The organism is Leptospirales bacterium (assembly GCA_019694655.1).
Classification (GTDB): Bacteria; Spirochaetota; Leptospiria; order Leptospirales; family Leptonemataceae; genus SSF53.
Genome location: JAIBBN010000002.1, coordinates 147,738 through 164,030, shown reverse-complemented (window position 1 = coordinate 164,030; position 16,293 = coordinate 147,738). Strand labels below are relative to the sequence as shown.

The 16,293-nt window shown below is 59.1% G+C and carries 15 protein-coding genes, 1 tRNA gene and 1 pseudogene; 10 read left to right on the top strand and 7 right to left on the bottom strand.

The genetic code is table 11. The features are described 5' to 3' along the window. Together K1X75_03985 and K1X75_03980 are read right to left on the bottom strand one after the other, a co-directional pair. Positions 1-750 (bottom strand): ABC transporter permease, encoded by a 750-nt coding sequence (locus K1X75_03985; GenBank protein ID MBX7057198.1) that lies wholly within the window; start codon positions 748-750, stop codon positions 1-3. A gap of 19 nt (positions 751-769) precedes the next feature. Continuing rightward, positions 770-1,699: a patatin-like phospholipase family protein gene (locus K1X75_03980; protein ID MBX7057197.1), complete on the bottom strand. Its 930-nt coding sequence runs from the start codon at positions 1,697-1,699 to the stop codon at positions 770-772. Between the two features lie 60 nt (positions 1,700-1,759). On the opposite strand from K1X75_03980, the gene K1X75_03975 reads away from it, so the two are divergent. Both K1X75_03975 and K1X75_03970 read left to right on the top strand, forming a co-directional pair. Further along, complete coding sequence (locus K1X75_03975) at positions 1,760-2,203, top strand: hypothetical protein (GenBank protein MBX7057196.1); 444 nt, start codon at positions 1,760-1,762, stop codon at positions 2,201-2,203. An 18-nt stretch (positions 2,204-2,221) separates the two neighbouring features. Then, a tRNA-Asp gene (locus K1X75_03970) sits at positions 2,222-2,298 on the top strand. On the opposite strand, the gene nhaC is transcribed toward K1X75_03970, so the two are convergent. Beyond that, positions 2,257-3,762, bottom strand: coding sequence for a Na+/H+ antiporter NhaC (nhaC, locus tag K1X75_03965; protein MBX7057195.1), 1,506 nt, complete (start codon positions 3,760-3,762; stop codon positions 2,257-2,259). The two genes, K1X75_03970 and nhaC, sit on opposite strands and share 42 nt — an antisense overlap. 146 nt (positions 3,763-3,908) lie before the next feature. Between nhaC and fabG the strand changes: the two genes are divergently transcribed. Next, positions 3,909-4,667, top strand: a complete 759-nt coding sequence (gene fabG, locus K1X75_03960) for a 3-oxoacyl-ACP reductase FabG (GenBank protein ID MBX7057194.1) — start codon at positions 3,909-3,911, stop codon at positions 4,665-4,667. A 67-nt stretch (positions 4,668-4,734) separates the two neighbouring features. Here the strand turns inward: fabG and K1X75_03955 are convergent, their stop codons facing one another. Beyond that, the gene (locus tag K1X75_03955; GenBank protein ID MBX7057193.1) at positions 4,735-5,244 is read right to left on the bottom strand and encodes an acetoacetate decarboxylase; all 510 of its coding nucleotides are present in this window, start codon (positions 5,242-5,244) and stop codon (positions 4,735-4,737) included. Positions 5,245-5,640: 396 nt separating this feature from the next. Here K1X75_03955 and K1X75_03950 point away from each other — a divergent pair, with 396 nt between their 5' ends. Genes K1X75_03950 through K1X75_03935 form a run of 4 tightly spaced genes read left to right on the top strand, consistent with a single transcriptional unit; the run spans position 5,641 to position 9,775 of the window. After that, positions 5,641-7,281: a hypothetical protein gene (locus K1X75_03950; GenBank protein ID MBX7057192.1), complete on the top strand. Its 1,641-nt coding sequence runs from the start codon at positions 5,641-5,643 to the stop codon at positions 7,279-7,281. Between the two features lie 9 nt (positions 7,282-7,290). Beyond that, on the top strand, positions 7,291-8,343 hold the full coding sequence (locus K1X75_03945; protein ID MBX7057191.1) for a metal ABC transporter substrate-binding protein: 1,053 nt from the start codon (positions 7,291-7,293) through the stop codon (positions 8,341-8,343). Then, positions 8,340-8,972, top strand: a complete 633-nt coding sequence (locus K1X75_03940; protein MBX7057190.1) for an ATP-binding cassette domain-containing protein — start codon at positions 8,340-8,342, stop codon at positions 8,970-8,972. Before K1X75_03945 ends, K1X75_03940 begins: the two co-directional genes overlap by 4 nt. Then, a complete protein-coding gene (locus tag K1X75_03935; protein MBX7057189.1) occupies positions 8,969-9,775 on the top strand; it encodes a metal ABC transporter permease in 807 nt (268 codons plus the stop codon). Before K1X75_03940 ends, K1X75_03935 begins: the two co-directional genes overlap by 4 nt. Positions 9,776-9,807: 32 nt before the next feature. Here the strand turns inward: K1X75_03935 and K1X75_03930 are convergent, their stop codons facing one another. Beyond that, entirely contained in the window at positions 9,808-11,091 is a 1,284-nt protein-coding gene (locus K1X75_03930) for a hypothetical protein (GenBank protein MBX7057188.1), read from the bottom strand. Between the two features lie 133 nt (positions 11,092-11,224). On the opposite strand from K1X75_03930, the gene K1X75_03925 reads away from it, so the two are divergent. Next, positions 11,225-12,280 carry a hypothetical protein gene (locus K1X75_03925; GenBank protein MBX7057187.1) on the top strand — a complete coding sequence of 352 codons (1,056 nt, stop codon included), beginning with the start codon at positions 11,225-11,227 and terminating at the stop codon, positions 12,278-12,280. A 5-nt stretch (positions 12,281-12,285) separates the two neighbouring features. Here K1X75_03925 and K1X75_03920 read toward each other — a convergent pair whose 3' ends face one another. Then, a complete protein-coding gene (locus K1X75_03920; GenBank protein MBX7057186.1) occupies positions 12,286-13,143 on the bottom strand; it encodes an HAD-IIA family hydrolase in 858 nt (285 codons plus the stop codon). Then, positions 13,140-15,041 (bottom strand): AMP-binding protein, encoded by a 1,902-nt coding sequence (locus K1X75_03915; protein ID MBX7057185.1) that lies wholly within the window; start codon positions 15,039-15,041, stop codon positions 13,140-13,142. Before K1X75_03915 ends, K1X75_03920 begins: the two co-directional genes overlap by 4 nt. A 122-nt stretch (positions 15,042-15,163) precedes the next feature. Here K1X75_03915 and msrA point away from each other — a divergent pair. After that, positions 15,164-15,778 (top strand): annotated as a pseudogene (gene msrA, locus K1X75_03910) (peptide-methionine (S)-S-oxide reductase MsrA). A 99-nt stretch (positions 15,779-15,877) separates the two neighbouring features. Further along, positions 15,878-16,279: a peptide-methionine (R)-S-oxide reductase MsrB gene (gene msrB, locus K1X75_03905; protein MBX7057184.1), complete on the top strand. Its 402-nt coding sequence runs from the start codon at positions 15,878-15,880 to the stop codon at positions 16,277-16,279. The last annotated feature ends 14 nt before the right edge of the window (positions 16,280-16,293 follow it).

Sequence of the window (16,293 nt, the reverse complement as noted above, 5' to 3'; positions counted from 1 at the left end):
CTACAGATGATCCAGAGCGACGGCATGCAGCCGGCGGCGCGCAGCCAGCAGCAAGAAAGCGGCAACGACTGCATAGAATAGCAGGGCCGGCCAGAAGAGGGGCTGCATCGCCACAGGCAGGGTGGCGCCGCGAAACAGCTGCAAGAAAACCGTGAAGGGATTCCATTGGTTGATCTTTCCCAACCATCCTTCCCCCCGGTACAGGACGGGCGCCGACCAGAAGAGCAGCTGACTGAGCAAGCGAATCAAGGGCGACAGATCTTTTAATAGCAGGTTGGCGCGAGCCAGATAGTGTAGAGCCATTAACAAATAGAGTCCGGCCAGAGCGGCAAGCGGATAGGCCAGCAAGAATTGTGGCAACCGAAGTTCGCTGCGCAGCGCCAGCAGCAGAAAGGCCGGCAGACTGGTAATCGTAAAATGCAGCAGGTACTGCACGTAAGGAATCCAGAGCAAAAGATCGGCGCCAACCGGGGATCGCTTCAAAAGCGAGCGATTTTCAGAAAGGATAGCGCTGCCTCGCAGCAGCAATTCTTGCAATGGCAGCCAGAAAATAAGACCGCTGAGCAGGTAGGCGCCAAAGCCCTGGTCAGACGGTGCGCGGCCGATGTTCAATCCAAGAAAGACAGCGCTGTAAATCAAGATCAGCAGATTGTTCTGGATGAAGACCCAGATCAGGCCAAGCAGCGAACCAGCATATTGCAGGGCGTAGTCGCGCCTGACCAGAGCCCAGATCGTCGACAGCTTGCGCATCAGGACGACTCTGGCCAGCTCAGCCAGCCAGTCGACTGTGAATCTCGCGCAGCGCTCTTTCGCCGGCGCGCAGACCCATCTCGTAGGTCTGGCGCACGCCTTCTGGATTGGCGTAGTCGAAGCTGGTGATCGGCAGTGGCCGACCCGGCGCAATGTAGATCATTTGCCGTCCAAGGTGGTCGCCCTGGGCCTCCAGCTGTTTGCGGGCCAGTTCCTCATAGAAAACGGCGACGGTCAGCGTTGCCGGCGGCAGTATGGAGACCGGCAGGTTGTTGAAAATGCCGCCATCGAGATAGAAGTGACCGTCATCCAGACGTTGCACGCGCACAATGGGCGGCGCCGAGCTGGAGGCCATGACAATGTTCTCGGCGCGCGCCGGGGAGTAGAGGTCCTGTTCCGTAAAAACCTTTTCAATCAATCCGGCGCGCTGGCTGATTTCGCGCAAAATATTACGATAGATACCCTGCCTGGCCAGCGCCATCTCCTTGCGGTAGCCGGCGACGATGTCGGCAATCAAGCGGTACAATCGCCAGCGACCGGAAGCAACGTAGAGTTCGGGCGGCATCAGCAGCGCATTGACGCGCAGCCCGATGGGCGAGGAACGCAGTCGGTCCAGATCCATGTAGGCAGCCAGAGCGCTGCGATACATGCGCTCATGCGGGAAGGGACGCTTGCCGCGTAAGAGCCAGGTCCAGTAGAAGTTGGCTTTGTTGCGCCGCGTAATCTGGACAAAGTAGTTAACGATATCGTCGCCAAGGCCGGCGATCACCGCCATCGCCATCGCCGCTCCGGCCGAGGTCCCGGAAACGATGCTTACCGGCGCGCCGCCCTCAATCAGCACTTTGCCGGCGCCCAGTGCAAAGAAGGCCTTGCACCCGCCGCCAGATAGGGCCAGGGCCACCCGCGGTTTCTGGAAGCGGGAAATTGCTCGCTGCAGAAAGCCGCCCATCCCTCGCTAGCTCCAACGCCTCGCGGCGCCTGGCAACTGCATTCCCTCTCTTCTGATGCCATGGCTATTATTGCCGATCACCCTGCACTGCTGGAAGCTGAGTTTCGCCGAATTCTTCGTCAGCTGCTGGCCTGCGCAGCGGCGGGCGCGGTATGGGGCAGCTTGTGTTTCTACTTCAGTCTTCGACCGCCACACTTCCTTGGACTGGAAGATATTGCACCGCTCCGCGCCGGCGTATACTACAGTTGGTATGCATGCGTACATAGCTTCTATGTTGCCCTGGCCGTGGCGCTGGCCTACTTCCTGGCCAGTCGCGGCTGGTTGCGCGCCGCAGCTCTGGCCTGCGCGATTCCCGGTCCTGGATTTTTGTTCAATCTGCCCTTGATTCCCTTTGCCTGGCATCTACATCGTCGCCTGGGCGAACCAGAGTGGCGCCAATTTTTTGAATGGCGAATGCGCTTTCATCCGGTGAATGATTTGACCGACCAACGTCGCAGGAAATAGTAGCTGTCCTGACCGTACGGGGTAGTAGCTCAGCTGGTTAGAGCGCCGGTCTGTCACACCGGAGGCCGCGGGTTCAAGTCCCGTCTATCCCGCCACTGCGGCTTGCTTTCGCTGTTGTCCAGCTTTGCTTCCAATTTTTCAATAGTGAATCCTGTATAGCCATAGATGGCCGATAGCAGCGGGTTCAACCAGTTCAATATGGCAAAAGGACCGTAGGCAATAGCGCTGACGCCAAGAGCGCCCTGCATGAAGGCGCCACAGGTATTCCAGGGGATCAAGGCCGAGCTCAGCGTGCCTGAATCCTCGAGGGCGCGGGACAGGTTCTTGGGCGCCAGTCCGGCCTGCTGATAAGCTGAAGCATACATACGCCCGGTCAGTACGATGGAAAGATACTGCTCCGAGGCAGTCGCGTTGAGCAGCACGGCAGTGCCCAGCGTCGCGGCTATCAAGTTACCCGTACCGCGTGCAACCTGGATCACTGCGTAGGCGACGCGGGCCAGCATACCGCTGGCCTCCATCACGCTGCTGAACACCATTGCCGAGAGAATCAGCCAGATGGTGCTGAGCATTGAAGCCATACCGCCGCGGCTCAACAGATCGCGGGCCATTGCGTCCGGTCCTTCGTAGCGAAAACCGCTGGCGGCGGCCTGCAGTGCAGCGGTGGCAAGACCAGGCAGACCGGCAGAGTAGTCCCAGGCGCGGTGCTGAAGGATTCCGGCGTTGAGCAGTCCAGCAAGCGTCCCCAGAGCAAGCGCCGGGATAGCCGGGACGCGCCGTAGGGACAGCGCAATCACCAGCGCCACAGGCCAGAGATTCCACAGCTGCGTATCAAAGCGAAATGCAATTGCCGCGCGCATTGCTTCGATGCGCTGCAAATCTTCGGCGCCGTGTGACGACGCATTGAGACCCAGAATGGCAAGCGCTGCAAGCGTTGCTAACGACGCCGGCCCGGTAGTCCAGATCATGTGCCGGATGTGCGTAAACAAAGGCACGCCGGCCATCGAGGATGCCAGATTCGTGGTATCGGAGAATGGCGACATTTTATCTCCAAAGTAGGCGCCGGACACAATGGCGCCGGCGGCCAGCGCCGGGTCGACGCCCAGCGTCGCGCCGACTCCCATCAAAGCCACGCCAAGCGTTCCGGCAGTGCTCCAGGAGCTGCCGGTGGCCAGCGAAGCGCCGGCCGCAACCAGAAAGGCGGTAACCGGAAAGGCACGTACATTCAATGCGCTGATGCCAATATCGATCAGCGTTGGCGCCACTCCGCCCAGCATCCAGCTGCCGATCAACGCGCCGACCAGAAGCAGGATTACAATCGCCTGGGTAACATAGCCAACGGACCGGATCAGTTGTTCTTCTATCTCCGCCCAATGCAATCCCCGAATTCGAGCCAGGGCCGCCGCCGCCAGCCCGCTGAAAATGAGCGCCGCCTGATTGGGTCCGCTGGACGCATCAGCGCCATATTTGCGAACTGTGAGGATCAATAGACCGCTGAGCAATGCCAGAGGCAAGAGCGACACCCAGAGCGGCGGCCATACTTTCAGCTGCTGGCGATCCATGCTGGCGATTCAGAAGCGCCAGGCGACGCCGGCCCCGTCAATGTTTTCCAGCGCCTGCAAGCAGCCCTGCCCTGCGACGGCCGAAATGAGTTGTCAGCGGCCCCGGAAATCAGATAGCGTCCTCCATTGCCTGAGAGGAGCGCTTTGTGAAGTACGCATTTGAAGATATCAAGGATTCTGTAGTCATCGTAACCGGTTCCGGACGCGGTATTGGCCGGGCAACAGCGGAACTTTTTGCCGAACACGGCGCCAGAGTTGCGGTCTCGGATATCGATCAGGAAGTTTGCGACACGGCAGCCAAAGAAATTGCTCAAAAGACCGGCGCCGAAGTGATTGGAGTGGTCTGCAATATCACCAAGGCCGGCGACGCCGAGGCTCTGATGCAGAAGGTTGTCGATAAGTGGGGCAAGATTGACGTGCTGGTCAACAACGCCGGCATCACCAAGGACGGCCTGTTCCTGCGCATGAAGGAAGAACAGTGGAAATTCATCATTGATGTGAACCTTAACGGAACCTATAACTGCACCTTTGCAGCGGTTCAGCACATGCGCAAGGCGCGCAAAGGATCGATCATCAATCTATCCTCGATCGCCCGCTTCGGGAATCCTGGCCAGGCCAACTACTCGGCAGCCAAGGCCGGCGTGGTCGGCTTCACATCCGCCCTTGCCAAAGAACTTGGCCCGATGGGGATTCGCGTCAATGCCGTAGCTCCCGGTTTTGTGGAGACGCGACTGACCGATGCAATTCCGGATAAGCTCAAAGAGGAAATGGTCGACCGCATCCCGTTGAAGCGCAAGGGTCAGCCTCAGGATATTGCCGGCCCGATTCTCTTTCTGGCCTCCAGTCTTTCGTCCTACATCAGCGGCGACACGATTGAAATCAATGGCGGTCTGGGGTCCATGTAAGAAACGAATCTTCGCGATCCCTGGAAAGGGCGTCGGCTTGAGACCGGCGCCTTTTTTTTGTACGACTTCATGCCAATGGTACAACTTCCGCCGCGGGAAAGACCAATCGAAATGGATCGACAGCAATCCCAAAGCGGCCGCCGCCAGATTCCATCATATCCGGAAAATACTTTTCATTTATAAAGAATTCTGTAAGTCGAATGCGGCGTCCCGTACCCCGACCGCGCAGTCGGGTTCTGAGCAAGGCCTCTGGACCGCGCTGCACCAGGGCAAAGGGAAAGAATGCGGAGCTTACCGGAAAGGGCAGCAGACCGCGCTCCATTCGCGCCCGCAGAAAGACATTGCGTCCCTGCCGCACTTCCACAAAAGTCGATCGCTCGCCCTTTTGCCATTCAAACTCCGCCAGATCCTTGGGTATGGCCCAGTTTCTCATTCCCCACTCCACGGAAGCGGCGCTGGAAACGAAAATCCTGGTGATCCTTTTGCAGTTTCCTCCGCTGTAACTGAAGCTTCCGGGAATATACAGCAGCTCCTGGTAGGGACCACAATTTGCCTGATGATAGTTCACAAGCATCATCGCGCCCAGACCGCCGCGGTAGCTGGCCCGCTCCGGCTCGCTTAGAAATCCGTGCTCCAGGTTGTATGGAACGTTGGCGCGAAAAGGAAAGATGTATCCTTCGCCCTGTAATTCCCACGGCGGCGGAAACTTTGGCCCAGGCGCTATCGTCGACGAACTTGCTCGCCGGCGGACCGCCTGAGAAGCCTTTGCTGCACTTTTCTTCTGTTTCTTCGCTGATGTAGCCAGAGTCTTTCTCCCCCGTAGCAGATATGCCGGGCAAGCAGCCTGGGCAAGACTTTTTAGGCGGCGATGCTGCCGCCGCTCGGGCCGTTCGCCGGCCAATCTGGCGCGCCTCGCCGTCAGTCAGAAAAGAAATTTACGACGCAGGCTTTAGTCACGAAATTTCGTATATACGTGATTGAGGATCTACAAAATATCGGTTTCATGATTGGCCGCTGGCTGTGGCGCCTGCCGCTTGCACTCTTGCCCCTGGGCCTTGCGGCGCAGCCGGCGGACGCACTGGATCAGGCCCTCCGCGATCTTCAAAGCCCCGCCGCACCGGCAGAAGGCGCGGCGCCCGCAGCATCTGGCCTCTTGCGATTGACGGACCTTTCCTTTGTGGCCGATGCAGCCTGGGGCTATTCTCCGGCGCGGCCCTCCGTCCTCTCCGCGCTGCAGGCCGGACATCATGATCCCGGTCGCAGCGGCTTTTCGCTGAACGGCGCTGAGCTGGCCATGGGCGGCGCCGTGGATCCCTACTTTCAGCTGCAAATGAATGTCAATTTTGCAGAGGGCGCTGAACTCGAAGAGGCTTATGCTCGCTCCAGTTCGTTGCCCTGGGGCCTGGAACTCAAGGCCGGCCGTTTCAACACGGAGATTGGCATTTTGAATTCCACACACCCACACGCCTGGGCCTGGCTGGATCAACCGGTCATTCTGAGCAGATTGTTTGGCGGCGATGCCATGCGCGGCGAAGGCCTGCGCCTTGCCTGGCTGGCGCCTCTGCCCTGGCTGGCAGAACTCAGTCTGTCCGCACAAAACGCCGATGGCGAAAACATGATCAGCTTCCTTGCCGATCCCGCAGGCGGCGAGCCGGCGACCATTGGCGGCTACGCTGCAGTTTCTGACCCGTATGCACGCGGCGATCGACGGGCGACCGCAATTCGACTGACGAACAGCGCCGAAATTGCCGATAACTGGAACGCACGTCTCGGTTTGAACGCTGCCGTCGGTCCCAACGCCACCGGTCCCCGGGGAAAAACCGGCATCTATGGCATTGACCTTCTTATAAAGTGGAATCCGCCTGGCGCAGAACGCGGATTTCCCTACTTTGTCTGGCAGAGCGAGGCATTCCGTCGCGACTATATCGTCGACAAGGCTGTTGGCGCCGGCGCTTTAGAGGGCGCCTGGTCGCTGTTGAAGTCTCGCTATCCAGCGACATACTCTTCCGCAGAATACTTTGACTCGCAGACGCTACAGGACTTACTTGATACAACTTTATTATCTCCAGATCGCGGCGACCTGGGTTTGCTGATCGATGTTTTGCGCGGGGCGAGCGATTTTGCTGCGTTGAGCAGCGTCGAGCAACAAGGCGTGATCGAGGCCGCCATTCGCAGCGTGCATCGAACAGAGACCTTGCATGACTATGGCTACTATTCGCAGATCTTGTTGGGTTTTCTGACCGGATGGTCCGCCGGGCTTCGCTATGAATTTGCCTCCGGCAGCGGCGAAAGCCGGGTCGACGGCGGCCCCTGGCTGGGCAGCAAGGATCTTCAGGGTCGCGACCGGGATCCGGCTCGCGATACCCGCGTTCGAATCAGCCCGCTGCTGGTCTATCAGCCCTCCGAGTTTTCCCGTTTTCGCCTGCAATACAACGAGGAGCGCGCCGACCACCTGCGCGAGCGCAAAATCCTGATCGTGCAGGCCAATGAGATCGATCCGACCCTTCCGGCCGTTCCGCTGCAGTTTGTTCTGCAAGAGCGCGCGCGACGTAGCTGGAGCGTGTTTGTTGGCGTCGAATTCCTGATCGGCGCGCATCCGGCGCATGCATTTTGAGGCAGAACCATGACGAATCGCAGATCCATCATCCTCGCCCTTTTGCTTTTTTCAGCGGGTAGCCTGAGATCGGCGCCTGCCGGGCCGATCCAGGTCTGCGCTGCCACGCCGGACCTGGCGTCGATTTTTCAGTCCGTCGGCGGAGATGCCGTCCGTGTAAACTCGCTGGTGCGTCCCAACGAAGACCCGCACTTTGTCGAAGCCCGTCCGGGCATAGTGCTTGCTCTCAGCCGCTGCCAGGTCTTTGCTGAAGTTGGCCTGGAACTGGAAGTGGGCTGGGCGCCCGCGGCGCTGCAGCAAGCGCGAAATCCGCAGCTGTTGCCGGGCGCGGCCGGTTTTTTTCGAGCATCCGATTACATCAGTCCTCGCGATCTGGCGCCGCCTGGCGCCGATCGCAGCGCCGGCGACCTTCATCCCGGCGGAAGCCCGCACTTTCTGGTCGATCCGGCCGCCGGGGTACTGGTTGCAGCCGGCGCGCGCGACTTTCTGAAGCGAATTTCTCCGCAACAGACATCTCGACTGCAGGCAAACTGGCAGGATCTGAGCAGTGCAATCTTTCGCTGGTTGATTGGCGAAACCCTGGCTCAACGATACCAGGCACGGCTGGAACAACTGGCCAGGCTGTTGCAACGCGGCGGATCGCCGGCGCTACTTTCCTACTTTCGAAACCAGAATGAGCTCAGCGCCCTGGGCGGGGCGCTTGGCGAATTTCAGCGCAAGCACGCCGTTGTGGTAGTCGATCATCCCGGTCAATGGAGCTACCTGTTAAACAGCTACGGAATCCAGGCTGCGCTCAGCATTGAGGAGCGACCGGGAATCGCGCCTTCCAGCGCTCGCCTTGAATATCTCAAAGAGACGATGCAGGGCCGCGGACTGCACACCGTCATTGCCACAGCCTTTTACTCGCAGCGAACTCTTGATTGGATCGCAGCCAGCGCCGATGCACACATACTACGCCTGGCTCATCAGACTGGCGCCTTGCCCTGCGCCAGCGACTATCTGCAGATGCTGCAGTGCAATGCGCAAATGCTTCTGCAAACGCTTGATGGGGCCTCACAGTGATTGACGAATGCATACTGTTAGAAGCAAAGGCCCTGCAGGCCGGACGCAGCGGTCGGGCGCTCTTTGAAGCGATTGATTTTCGAATCAGCGGCGGCGAGGCTCTCTTATTGCGCGGACCCAATGGCGCAGGCAAGAGCTCGTTGCTGGCGACCTTGCTGGGCGAATTTCCAGCCTACGCTGGCAGCTTCAAGCTCCATCCGCAAGCGGCGCCGCTGGCCCTGGCAATTGCCAATGCGCCGCCGCCTCTGCCACAATCGGTACGGGAATTTGTCGCCTCGCCGCTCAGGCTCGTCGGCGCCAGAGCAGCGCCGGCCGATTCTGTTGATCGCGCCCTGGAATTTTCCGGACTGCAACTTCAACAACGCTCATCGATTCATCAACTTTCTCGCGGTCAGTGGCAGCGCCTGCTGTTTGCGCGCGCCCACGTCCTGCAACCTCGCCTGCTGCTGGCCGATGAGCCGGAGTCCGGTTTGGATGCTCAGGGAATGGCGGTTTTCAACCGCCTGATTCAAACGATTTTGCAAAGCGGCGGCGGAGTGCTGGCTGCCGTGCACGGAGCACTGCCCGAAATCCGCCACAGCGGCGAAATTGTTCTGCGCCCCGTTTCCTCCACAGGCCTGCGCCAATGATCGAATACCTCAGTCTGTTTGGCGCATCGATGAGCCTGCTGCTGGCCCTGGCGCCGCCGCTGGCGATGGCCGGAGTGTTTCTTTCGGCCAGCGGCGACAACAATGCCGGACTGGCCGGCAGCGCTTCCGGCGCCCTGGGAGTGGCCCTTGCGCTGAGCTTCGGCGCCGATCAGGGGCAGAGCCCCTGGATTTTTGCATTGAGCGGCGCCGCCGGGGCCAGCATCGGACTGGTCCTTGTTGGAACCCTATCACGCGGCGTCGAAGGCGGCGCCAGCCTGGTCTACGTACTGGCGGCCGCGACCGCCGTCCTGGCAGCGGCAAGCTCGCCCCTGGCATTGGCCGAAGTGCGCAGCGCATTCAACGGCGGACTCTTTGGCGCCAGCTGGACCGAGGCGGCCATTGCCCTGCTCGTTTCCGTGATCTGTCTCAGCCTGCTTATCAGACTGCGCTTCCTGTTCTCGATGTGGATCCTTGACGCTCAGCAGTTGCGGGCGCTGGGCAGGAATCCGGAACTGCTGCGCATCCTTTTTCTGCTGGGCAGCGGTCTGTTGCTTGGCTTTGCCGCGCGTTACGCAGGGCCGCTTGCCTCCTTTGCCCTGCTGACTTTGCCCGCCTTTGGTCTGAGGAAACTTGCCTCCGCTTTGCGCACAACGCTGCTGCTCTCCGCCGCGCTGGCCGTTGTTGCCTGTAGCCTTGGATTGCTCGTTTCGCACATGATCGATTGGCCGCCGGCCGAAAGCATTGCCGCGACCCTCGCGCTGCTATCGCTCGCTTTGCGGCTGTTCAGCAAAGCCACGGCCTGAAACTTACTTTCGTATTCCTGCCTGGCGCTTGCTCAGTTGATCGAAGTGCCCAGGCGAATGTAAGAAAAGGCCGATTCTTCAGCGGCGCGCATATTGACTAACATCTGACGGTTGACCGGACGGCGCAGCTGCTTCACGTAGATGCTGAAATTCGAGGGGAAGGCGCTTACATCAATGCCCCAGCCGCGCGGGCCGGGATCAGCGATGTAGGCCAGTTCGTTAAACGATATCAGCAGCCGTTGGTTGGGCTGCACCTCGAAGTCCTGTTGCGTTGCAAAACGACGCTCCAGAACATAATAACCGATCGCCTCTCCACTGCGCGACAGGATGCGCCAGGTGGTTGTGGAACGTGGAATGGTCGCACGTTGGTCGTTGGAAAGCTGCGGCGTCTGGAAGCTGCCATTTTCTACGTATGATTCACGCACCATCGAAGCGTTCTCAAACATGATGCGATCGCCAATGCCATGCCCCGGCCCTTCGCCGGAGATCAAGAACTCCCAGCCCTCCGAATAGTATTTGGTCTGCGAGGGAAAGATTGGATCGATGTTTCTGATGCGATAGATGCCGGACTGGATCATCTGGTAGATGTCTGTGCCGCCGGCAATGTAGACAATCTCGCGGCCGGCAGCGGTGTCATCGCGCATTGCGTCCAGCGCGCTCTGATTCCAGAAGCGCCAGCCCGTTCCGGAAAGATTGTACCACATATTGGCGTAAAAGAGGCGGGCAATGGGGCGCTGTTCGGCGCGATCCATGCACTGCTTGAACTGACGGAAGGTTGCTGCGCCAAAGGCGTATTCGTACAGGCGATTGGCAACAGCCAGCAAGGCTTCATCTTCCGCCAGGCTGGTATCGAGGTCGAACAAGGTCTCGAAAAGGTTGCGGTACAATTCAGTAATCCCGTTGCGCTGGCCCATCTCCTCCTGGCGATTGATTTCAACGCTGCCAAAGTGGTGCTCTCTCAAACGAGCGACGAAGGCCGGCATATCGCTGTCCAGCTCGCGGTAGATCGACTGAAGATTGACTACGATTTTATCCAGGTCAGCCTCGTGAACCTGGCGCGTAGCGACCGGAGCGCCAAGAAATGAAAGCTGAGGCGTGAGCGCGTCGGGCATGCCGCCTACCACGCGCACAGCGTAGCTTCGATCTGGATGCACCAGCTCGCTCAGGTTCACATCACGAAAACGCCGTTGCCAGCTCAGCCATTTCTTGAAGACATCTGACGAATTGCGGTCTTCGGCCAGAAGACCGGCGGGACTGAAGAGCAAGAGCAGGAATATCGAAAACTGCAGTCGCAAACGGAACTTAGAACCAGGCAATGTCATCCCTCCATGGCCGTTCGGTCGGCGGCGCGGGCAAGGAGAAAATGCCGGCGCCGATTCCCCGCCTCTGCTTTGACGAAATGATTGCTTTGCGGTTCGATCTTCCGCCTTATTGACGCCCAGGTCTGTTATGAGCAAACTGCCGGCCATCGTCCTCCAAGCCTGGCAAGAACTCGGCGACGACCGCCAGATTGAATCCTGGCAGGAGGTCAGCGCCAATGTTTCCACCAATCAGGTTTATCGACTGCTCCTCTCTGACCAAAGTTCCCTGGTGGTAAAGACCTCCTCCTACGGCAGCTACTATCTCTTTCTGGAAGACCACCTGCGCATTGGATTGTGGCGGGATAGCCTCCAGCAAACTCGCTTTCGTTCCTTACTGGCGGATTCCCTGCATAAAGATGGAAGATTGTTCAGCGCAACCAGCGGCGATGTATGGGCCATATTCTACCACGAGGCGCCGCAGCGCGAACGACTGCCGGCGATTCTGGATCAAGCGCAAATAGTGAATCTGGCCGAGGAAATGGCCTACTTCCACAAGGAGTGTCGCATCGTCGCGCCGCAGATCCCCTTGACCTCTAAGTCCATCAAGTCAGACATTGTGCAATTGCTGGAGAATTTGCGCAGCCCTGCCTACGTGCAGCAGCTTGGTTTTGATCAACAGGCGGCGCAACTGACGCAGGACCATTGCCGCCGCTTTCTGGACGCGCTGCTGGAGCTCGGTTATGACTTCTGGCAGCGCATACCGGTTCTGATCGACTGGAACATCGGCAATTTCTCGATTACGCCAGGCGTCGGTCGCTTTCGTCTGTTCAGCCGCTGGGATTACGATTGGTTCCGGATGGAGCCGCCGCTGCTTGACTTCTATTTCTGCAGCCGCGTCGCCAGCGCCATCGGCGATCGAACCGTATTCAGTTACCTGCCGGATGTTCTGCTCGAGCCGCGCTTTGAACTTTTCTTACAGACGTACCACGCTATCAGCCCCTTGAGCCAGAAGGACATACTTTTCATGCGCGAGTGCTATCGATTGTTCATACTGCACTATGTAATCCGGCAAGGCGCTCACTTTTTTAAGCCTTCCTATTGTGAACGACTGCGTCGCGAAGCTGTGCAGCTCTATTTGCCGCGACTGGAGCAACTGGATTTCCTGCCCCTGTGGCAGCGTCTGGAAGCGGCCGCGGAATACTGAGCCGCTCACAGATCGATGGAAGCGCAGATAAAATCGGGAATCACTCCGCTAGCGGCAATCTCGCGCTGCGCCGAATGGGCTTCGGTATTTCCAGAGAGCATCAAAGCCGTGCACAGCCCAAACTTATTGGCGCCGAGTATATCGGTGTGTAAGGTGTCGCCGACCATCAGCACTTCGCTTTTTTGCAGATCAGGAACGGACTCGCGCGCTCGGGCAAATGCATAGGAAAAGATCTGCGTATCCGGTTTGCCAAAGCGAACAAAAGTCCGCCCGCTGATCGATTCTATCAGCTGTGCCAGACCGCCCACAGCGATTGCCGAACGCCCGCCGCCGACTGGATAGGACAGGTCGGCATTGGCCACCACGACAGGCAGCGGCAGGGTGCGGATCAGATTCAGCGTGCGATTCAGGTCCTGCGGCCAATCAAAGCCCTCATCATCCAGAAAGGCCAGAGCCTGCGGCCGCTGGTCGGGCTGCAAATCGCTGATTGGCGCCGCGTGCAGTCCCGCCGATTCGATGTAGTAGGCGGACGACGGCTTGCCCAGATAAGCAACCAGCGCGCCCGGCGGCAGCTTTAATGAAAGGAATTCGCGGGCAAGCAGGCCAGAAGAGATGATCCGTTGTTCGCCAAAGAGCGGACCAGCGGACGCGCGGCGGTAGGCCGCTCCCAGCAGTTCGGGCGAACGCGAGGCGTCATTGGTTAAGAGAAAGCACTGCACGCCGGCGTCCCGCAACGCCTGCAGCGCCTCCAGGGCGCCTGGCAGAAGGCCGGCGGAGTTTTTCAGCACGCCAAATGCGTCAAAAAAAACGGCGCGATAGCGCAGGGCAACGTCCAGAAACCTTGAATTCCCTGCGTCCGTCATTCGTACATCGCATTGATTTGTGGCGCAAAGTTGTCCTTTATTACCGGCCGTTTCATCTTAAGGGTTCGCGTCATCTCTGTATCGAGATCAAAATTGCGCGGCGCCACGTAGAAGCAGTTGCCGGGAATTGTTTCGAAGGACTTGAACCCGGTGTCCTTTGAAATCAGCCGCGTGATCTCGCCACGAAACAGCTGACGCACATCTTTGTGTTCATTCCATTGCCGAACGTCGGCCGGCGCGCCATTGACACGAGCGCGCACCCGATCGAAATTTGGGACGATCAATGCGCCAAGCGACTTGCGGTCGTCGCCCACCACCATGACTTGATCAATGAATTCCGATTCGATCAACTTGTCTTCAATCGGCACCGGCTCCACATTTTCGCCGCCGCCCAGAGCGATGGTGTCCTTGGCGCGACCGGCAAAACGCAGCTCGCCGCGATAGGTCATCATCATGATGTCGCCGGTATCAAAGAAGCCGTCGCGATCGAAGCAAAGGTCGTTCAATTCCGGCCGCTTGTAGTAGCCCATCAGGATTTGATCGGACTTGACCCAGAGCGTTCCCCGGGCGCCGGGCCGGCTCTTCACATCAACGCCGCTTTCGTCTTTGATTCGCAACTGGTAGCCTTCCAGCGGCGTCCCAACGGTCAGCGCCGTCGGATGCGAAAGGTCGCGCGTCGATATGATTGCAGAAGTCTCCGTCAGACCGTAACCCTCGACCACAGGAATGCCTATGGCCTGCAAGAAGCGGTCGACCACCGCCGGCAAAGCGCTGCCGCCCGATACCGACACGCGCAATTTTCCGCCGACCGCACCGTGGATTCGCTTGAAGATCAACATCGAAAGCAGTTTGAGCGGCATCAGAGCGCAGAGCGCGATCAGCGCCAGCAACCGGCGCAAAAATCCAAGCACAAAATTGGGACGTTCTACTTGCGGATCGTAGCCAAGGAGGACCGCCTTGCGCGCGGCCCACATTTCGCCAACGGACAGAAAGAAGTGAAATAGCCTTTGCCTTCCGGGCGTTCCCTTTTTCAACTGAGCCATGATCCCGTTGTAAACTGACTCCCAGATACGCGGCACGCTTGGGAAAACCGTCGGCCTGAACTCTACAAGATCCTGCTTAAGCGAGCCAATGTTGGTGGTCAGAAAGTCGATGCCGCGTGCGGCGCAGGCGTACTCTACGGTGCGTTCAAAAGCGTGCCAGGGCGGAAGCAGTGAAAGAACGCGATCCGATTCGCGAAAGGCAATCCGATCCAGCGCGCGATAAATTGCCTGAATCCATCCAGTTTGATTCAGCATAACGCCCTTGGGCGCCCCCGTGGTGCCGGAGGTGTAAATCAGAGTAGCAAGGGCGTTGGGATCGGTCGCAGCTACGCGCCGCTGCACCAGCTGCGCATCGCCGGCCAGGGCAGTCTGACCTGATTCCAGCAAGGCCCCGACGCTCTCCGCTCCGCCCGCAAACTCAGCGCGATCATCCTCGATTACCCAGATGCGCTCCAGAGAAGGGAAAGCGCCGCGCATCTTTTCCAATCGTTGCCTGTCCTTCGACTTCTGAACCAGAGCAAAACGACATTCGCTATGTGGGATAATGTAGTTCAGATCATCATCAGTTACATCGGTACCCCTTGGCGTGGATACGCCGCCGGCCGAGACCAGCGCCGCATCGGCGATCAGCCAGTTTGGCGACGTATCGCAGAGCAAGAGGACTCGGTCGCCAACTTGCAGGCCAGCCTGGATCAGGCCAGCGGCCAGTTGATCCATCAGCCGTTTCATCTCGGCATAGCTTCGTCCTCGAAGCTCGCCGCCGGGCAGCCGCCGACGGAAACTCTCCTTCTCAGGCCAACGCTGGGCGGCACTGGAAAGAAATTCATAAAAGCGAAGCGGACGAACCGTGCTCATGGGGCCGAATGGCGGATCAGAGCAAATGCGCTGACAACAAAATTTTAGCCGCCGAGAAACATCCGCCGCCTGACCGCCGTGCCCTGTGACCGCTGGCGGCGCCCTGCGTCTAACTCTGTGCTATGCATTTCATCCTGAAACGTTTTCAAATACTAAATCTGGTACGTACTGCGGCGATCGTCCTCTTGCTGAGCCTCGCCTGCTCCCCGGCCAGCAGCGCTGCCACAGCGCGCGCTGTATTTGCCGGCGGCTGTTTCTGGTGTATGGAAGGCCCTTTTGAGCGACTTCCGGGGGTCAGTGCGGTCATCTCCGGCTATTCCGGCGGGCCGGAACGAAATCCAGGCTATGAACAGGTCTCCTCAGGGACCACTGGCCATCGCGAATCGGTGGAGGTACACTACGATCCGGCGCGCATTACCTACCAGCAGCTGCTCGATGTTTTCTGGCGCCAGATCGATCCCACCGATAGCGGCGGGCAGTTCGTAGACCGCGGACCACAGTACCGTGCGGCAATCTTCTACGGCAACGAGAATGAACATCAGGCGGCGCTTCGGTCGCGCGACGCCCTTGCCGCTTCGCATCGCTTCCAGAAGCCCATCGTGACCGAAATACTTCCGCTGGGTCGCTTTTATGCCGCTGAAGAATACCACCAGGACTTTTACAAGAAGAATCCGGAGCATTACCACCGCTACCGAAGCGGGTCGGGACGCGACTCCTTCCTGCAGCAACACTGGGGCGCCTCTGCGCCACATGCCGAGAATGAAGAGACTGTGCCGGCCCGTTGGCGCGAATTCCAGAAGCCGGCGCTGGCCCAATTGCGGCAACGCCTCAGTCCGATGGCATTTCGCGTAACCCAGCAGGAAGGAACGGAACCGCCCTTCCAGAATGAATACTGGAACAACCACGAGCCTGGCATCTATGTCGATGTCGTCAGCGGCGAACCGCTCTTTGCGTCGCGCGATAAGTTCGAAAGCGGCACTGGATGGCCCAGCTTCACGCGCGCCCTTGTTCCGGAACAGGTTGTCGAGCGCCAGGATGCCAGTCTGGGGATGGTGCGCACCGAAGTGCGCAGCCGTCTGGCCAATTCGCACCTCGGACACGTATTTGAGGACGGACCGGCGCCTACCGGCCGTCGCTTCTGCATCAACTCGGCGGCGCTGCGTTTCATTCCGGCGGCGCAATTGCAGAGCGCTGGCTACGGCGCCTATGCCGCTGCCGCCCTTGCGCCGGCACAGTAAGCCCTCGCCGCGAA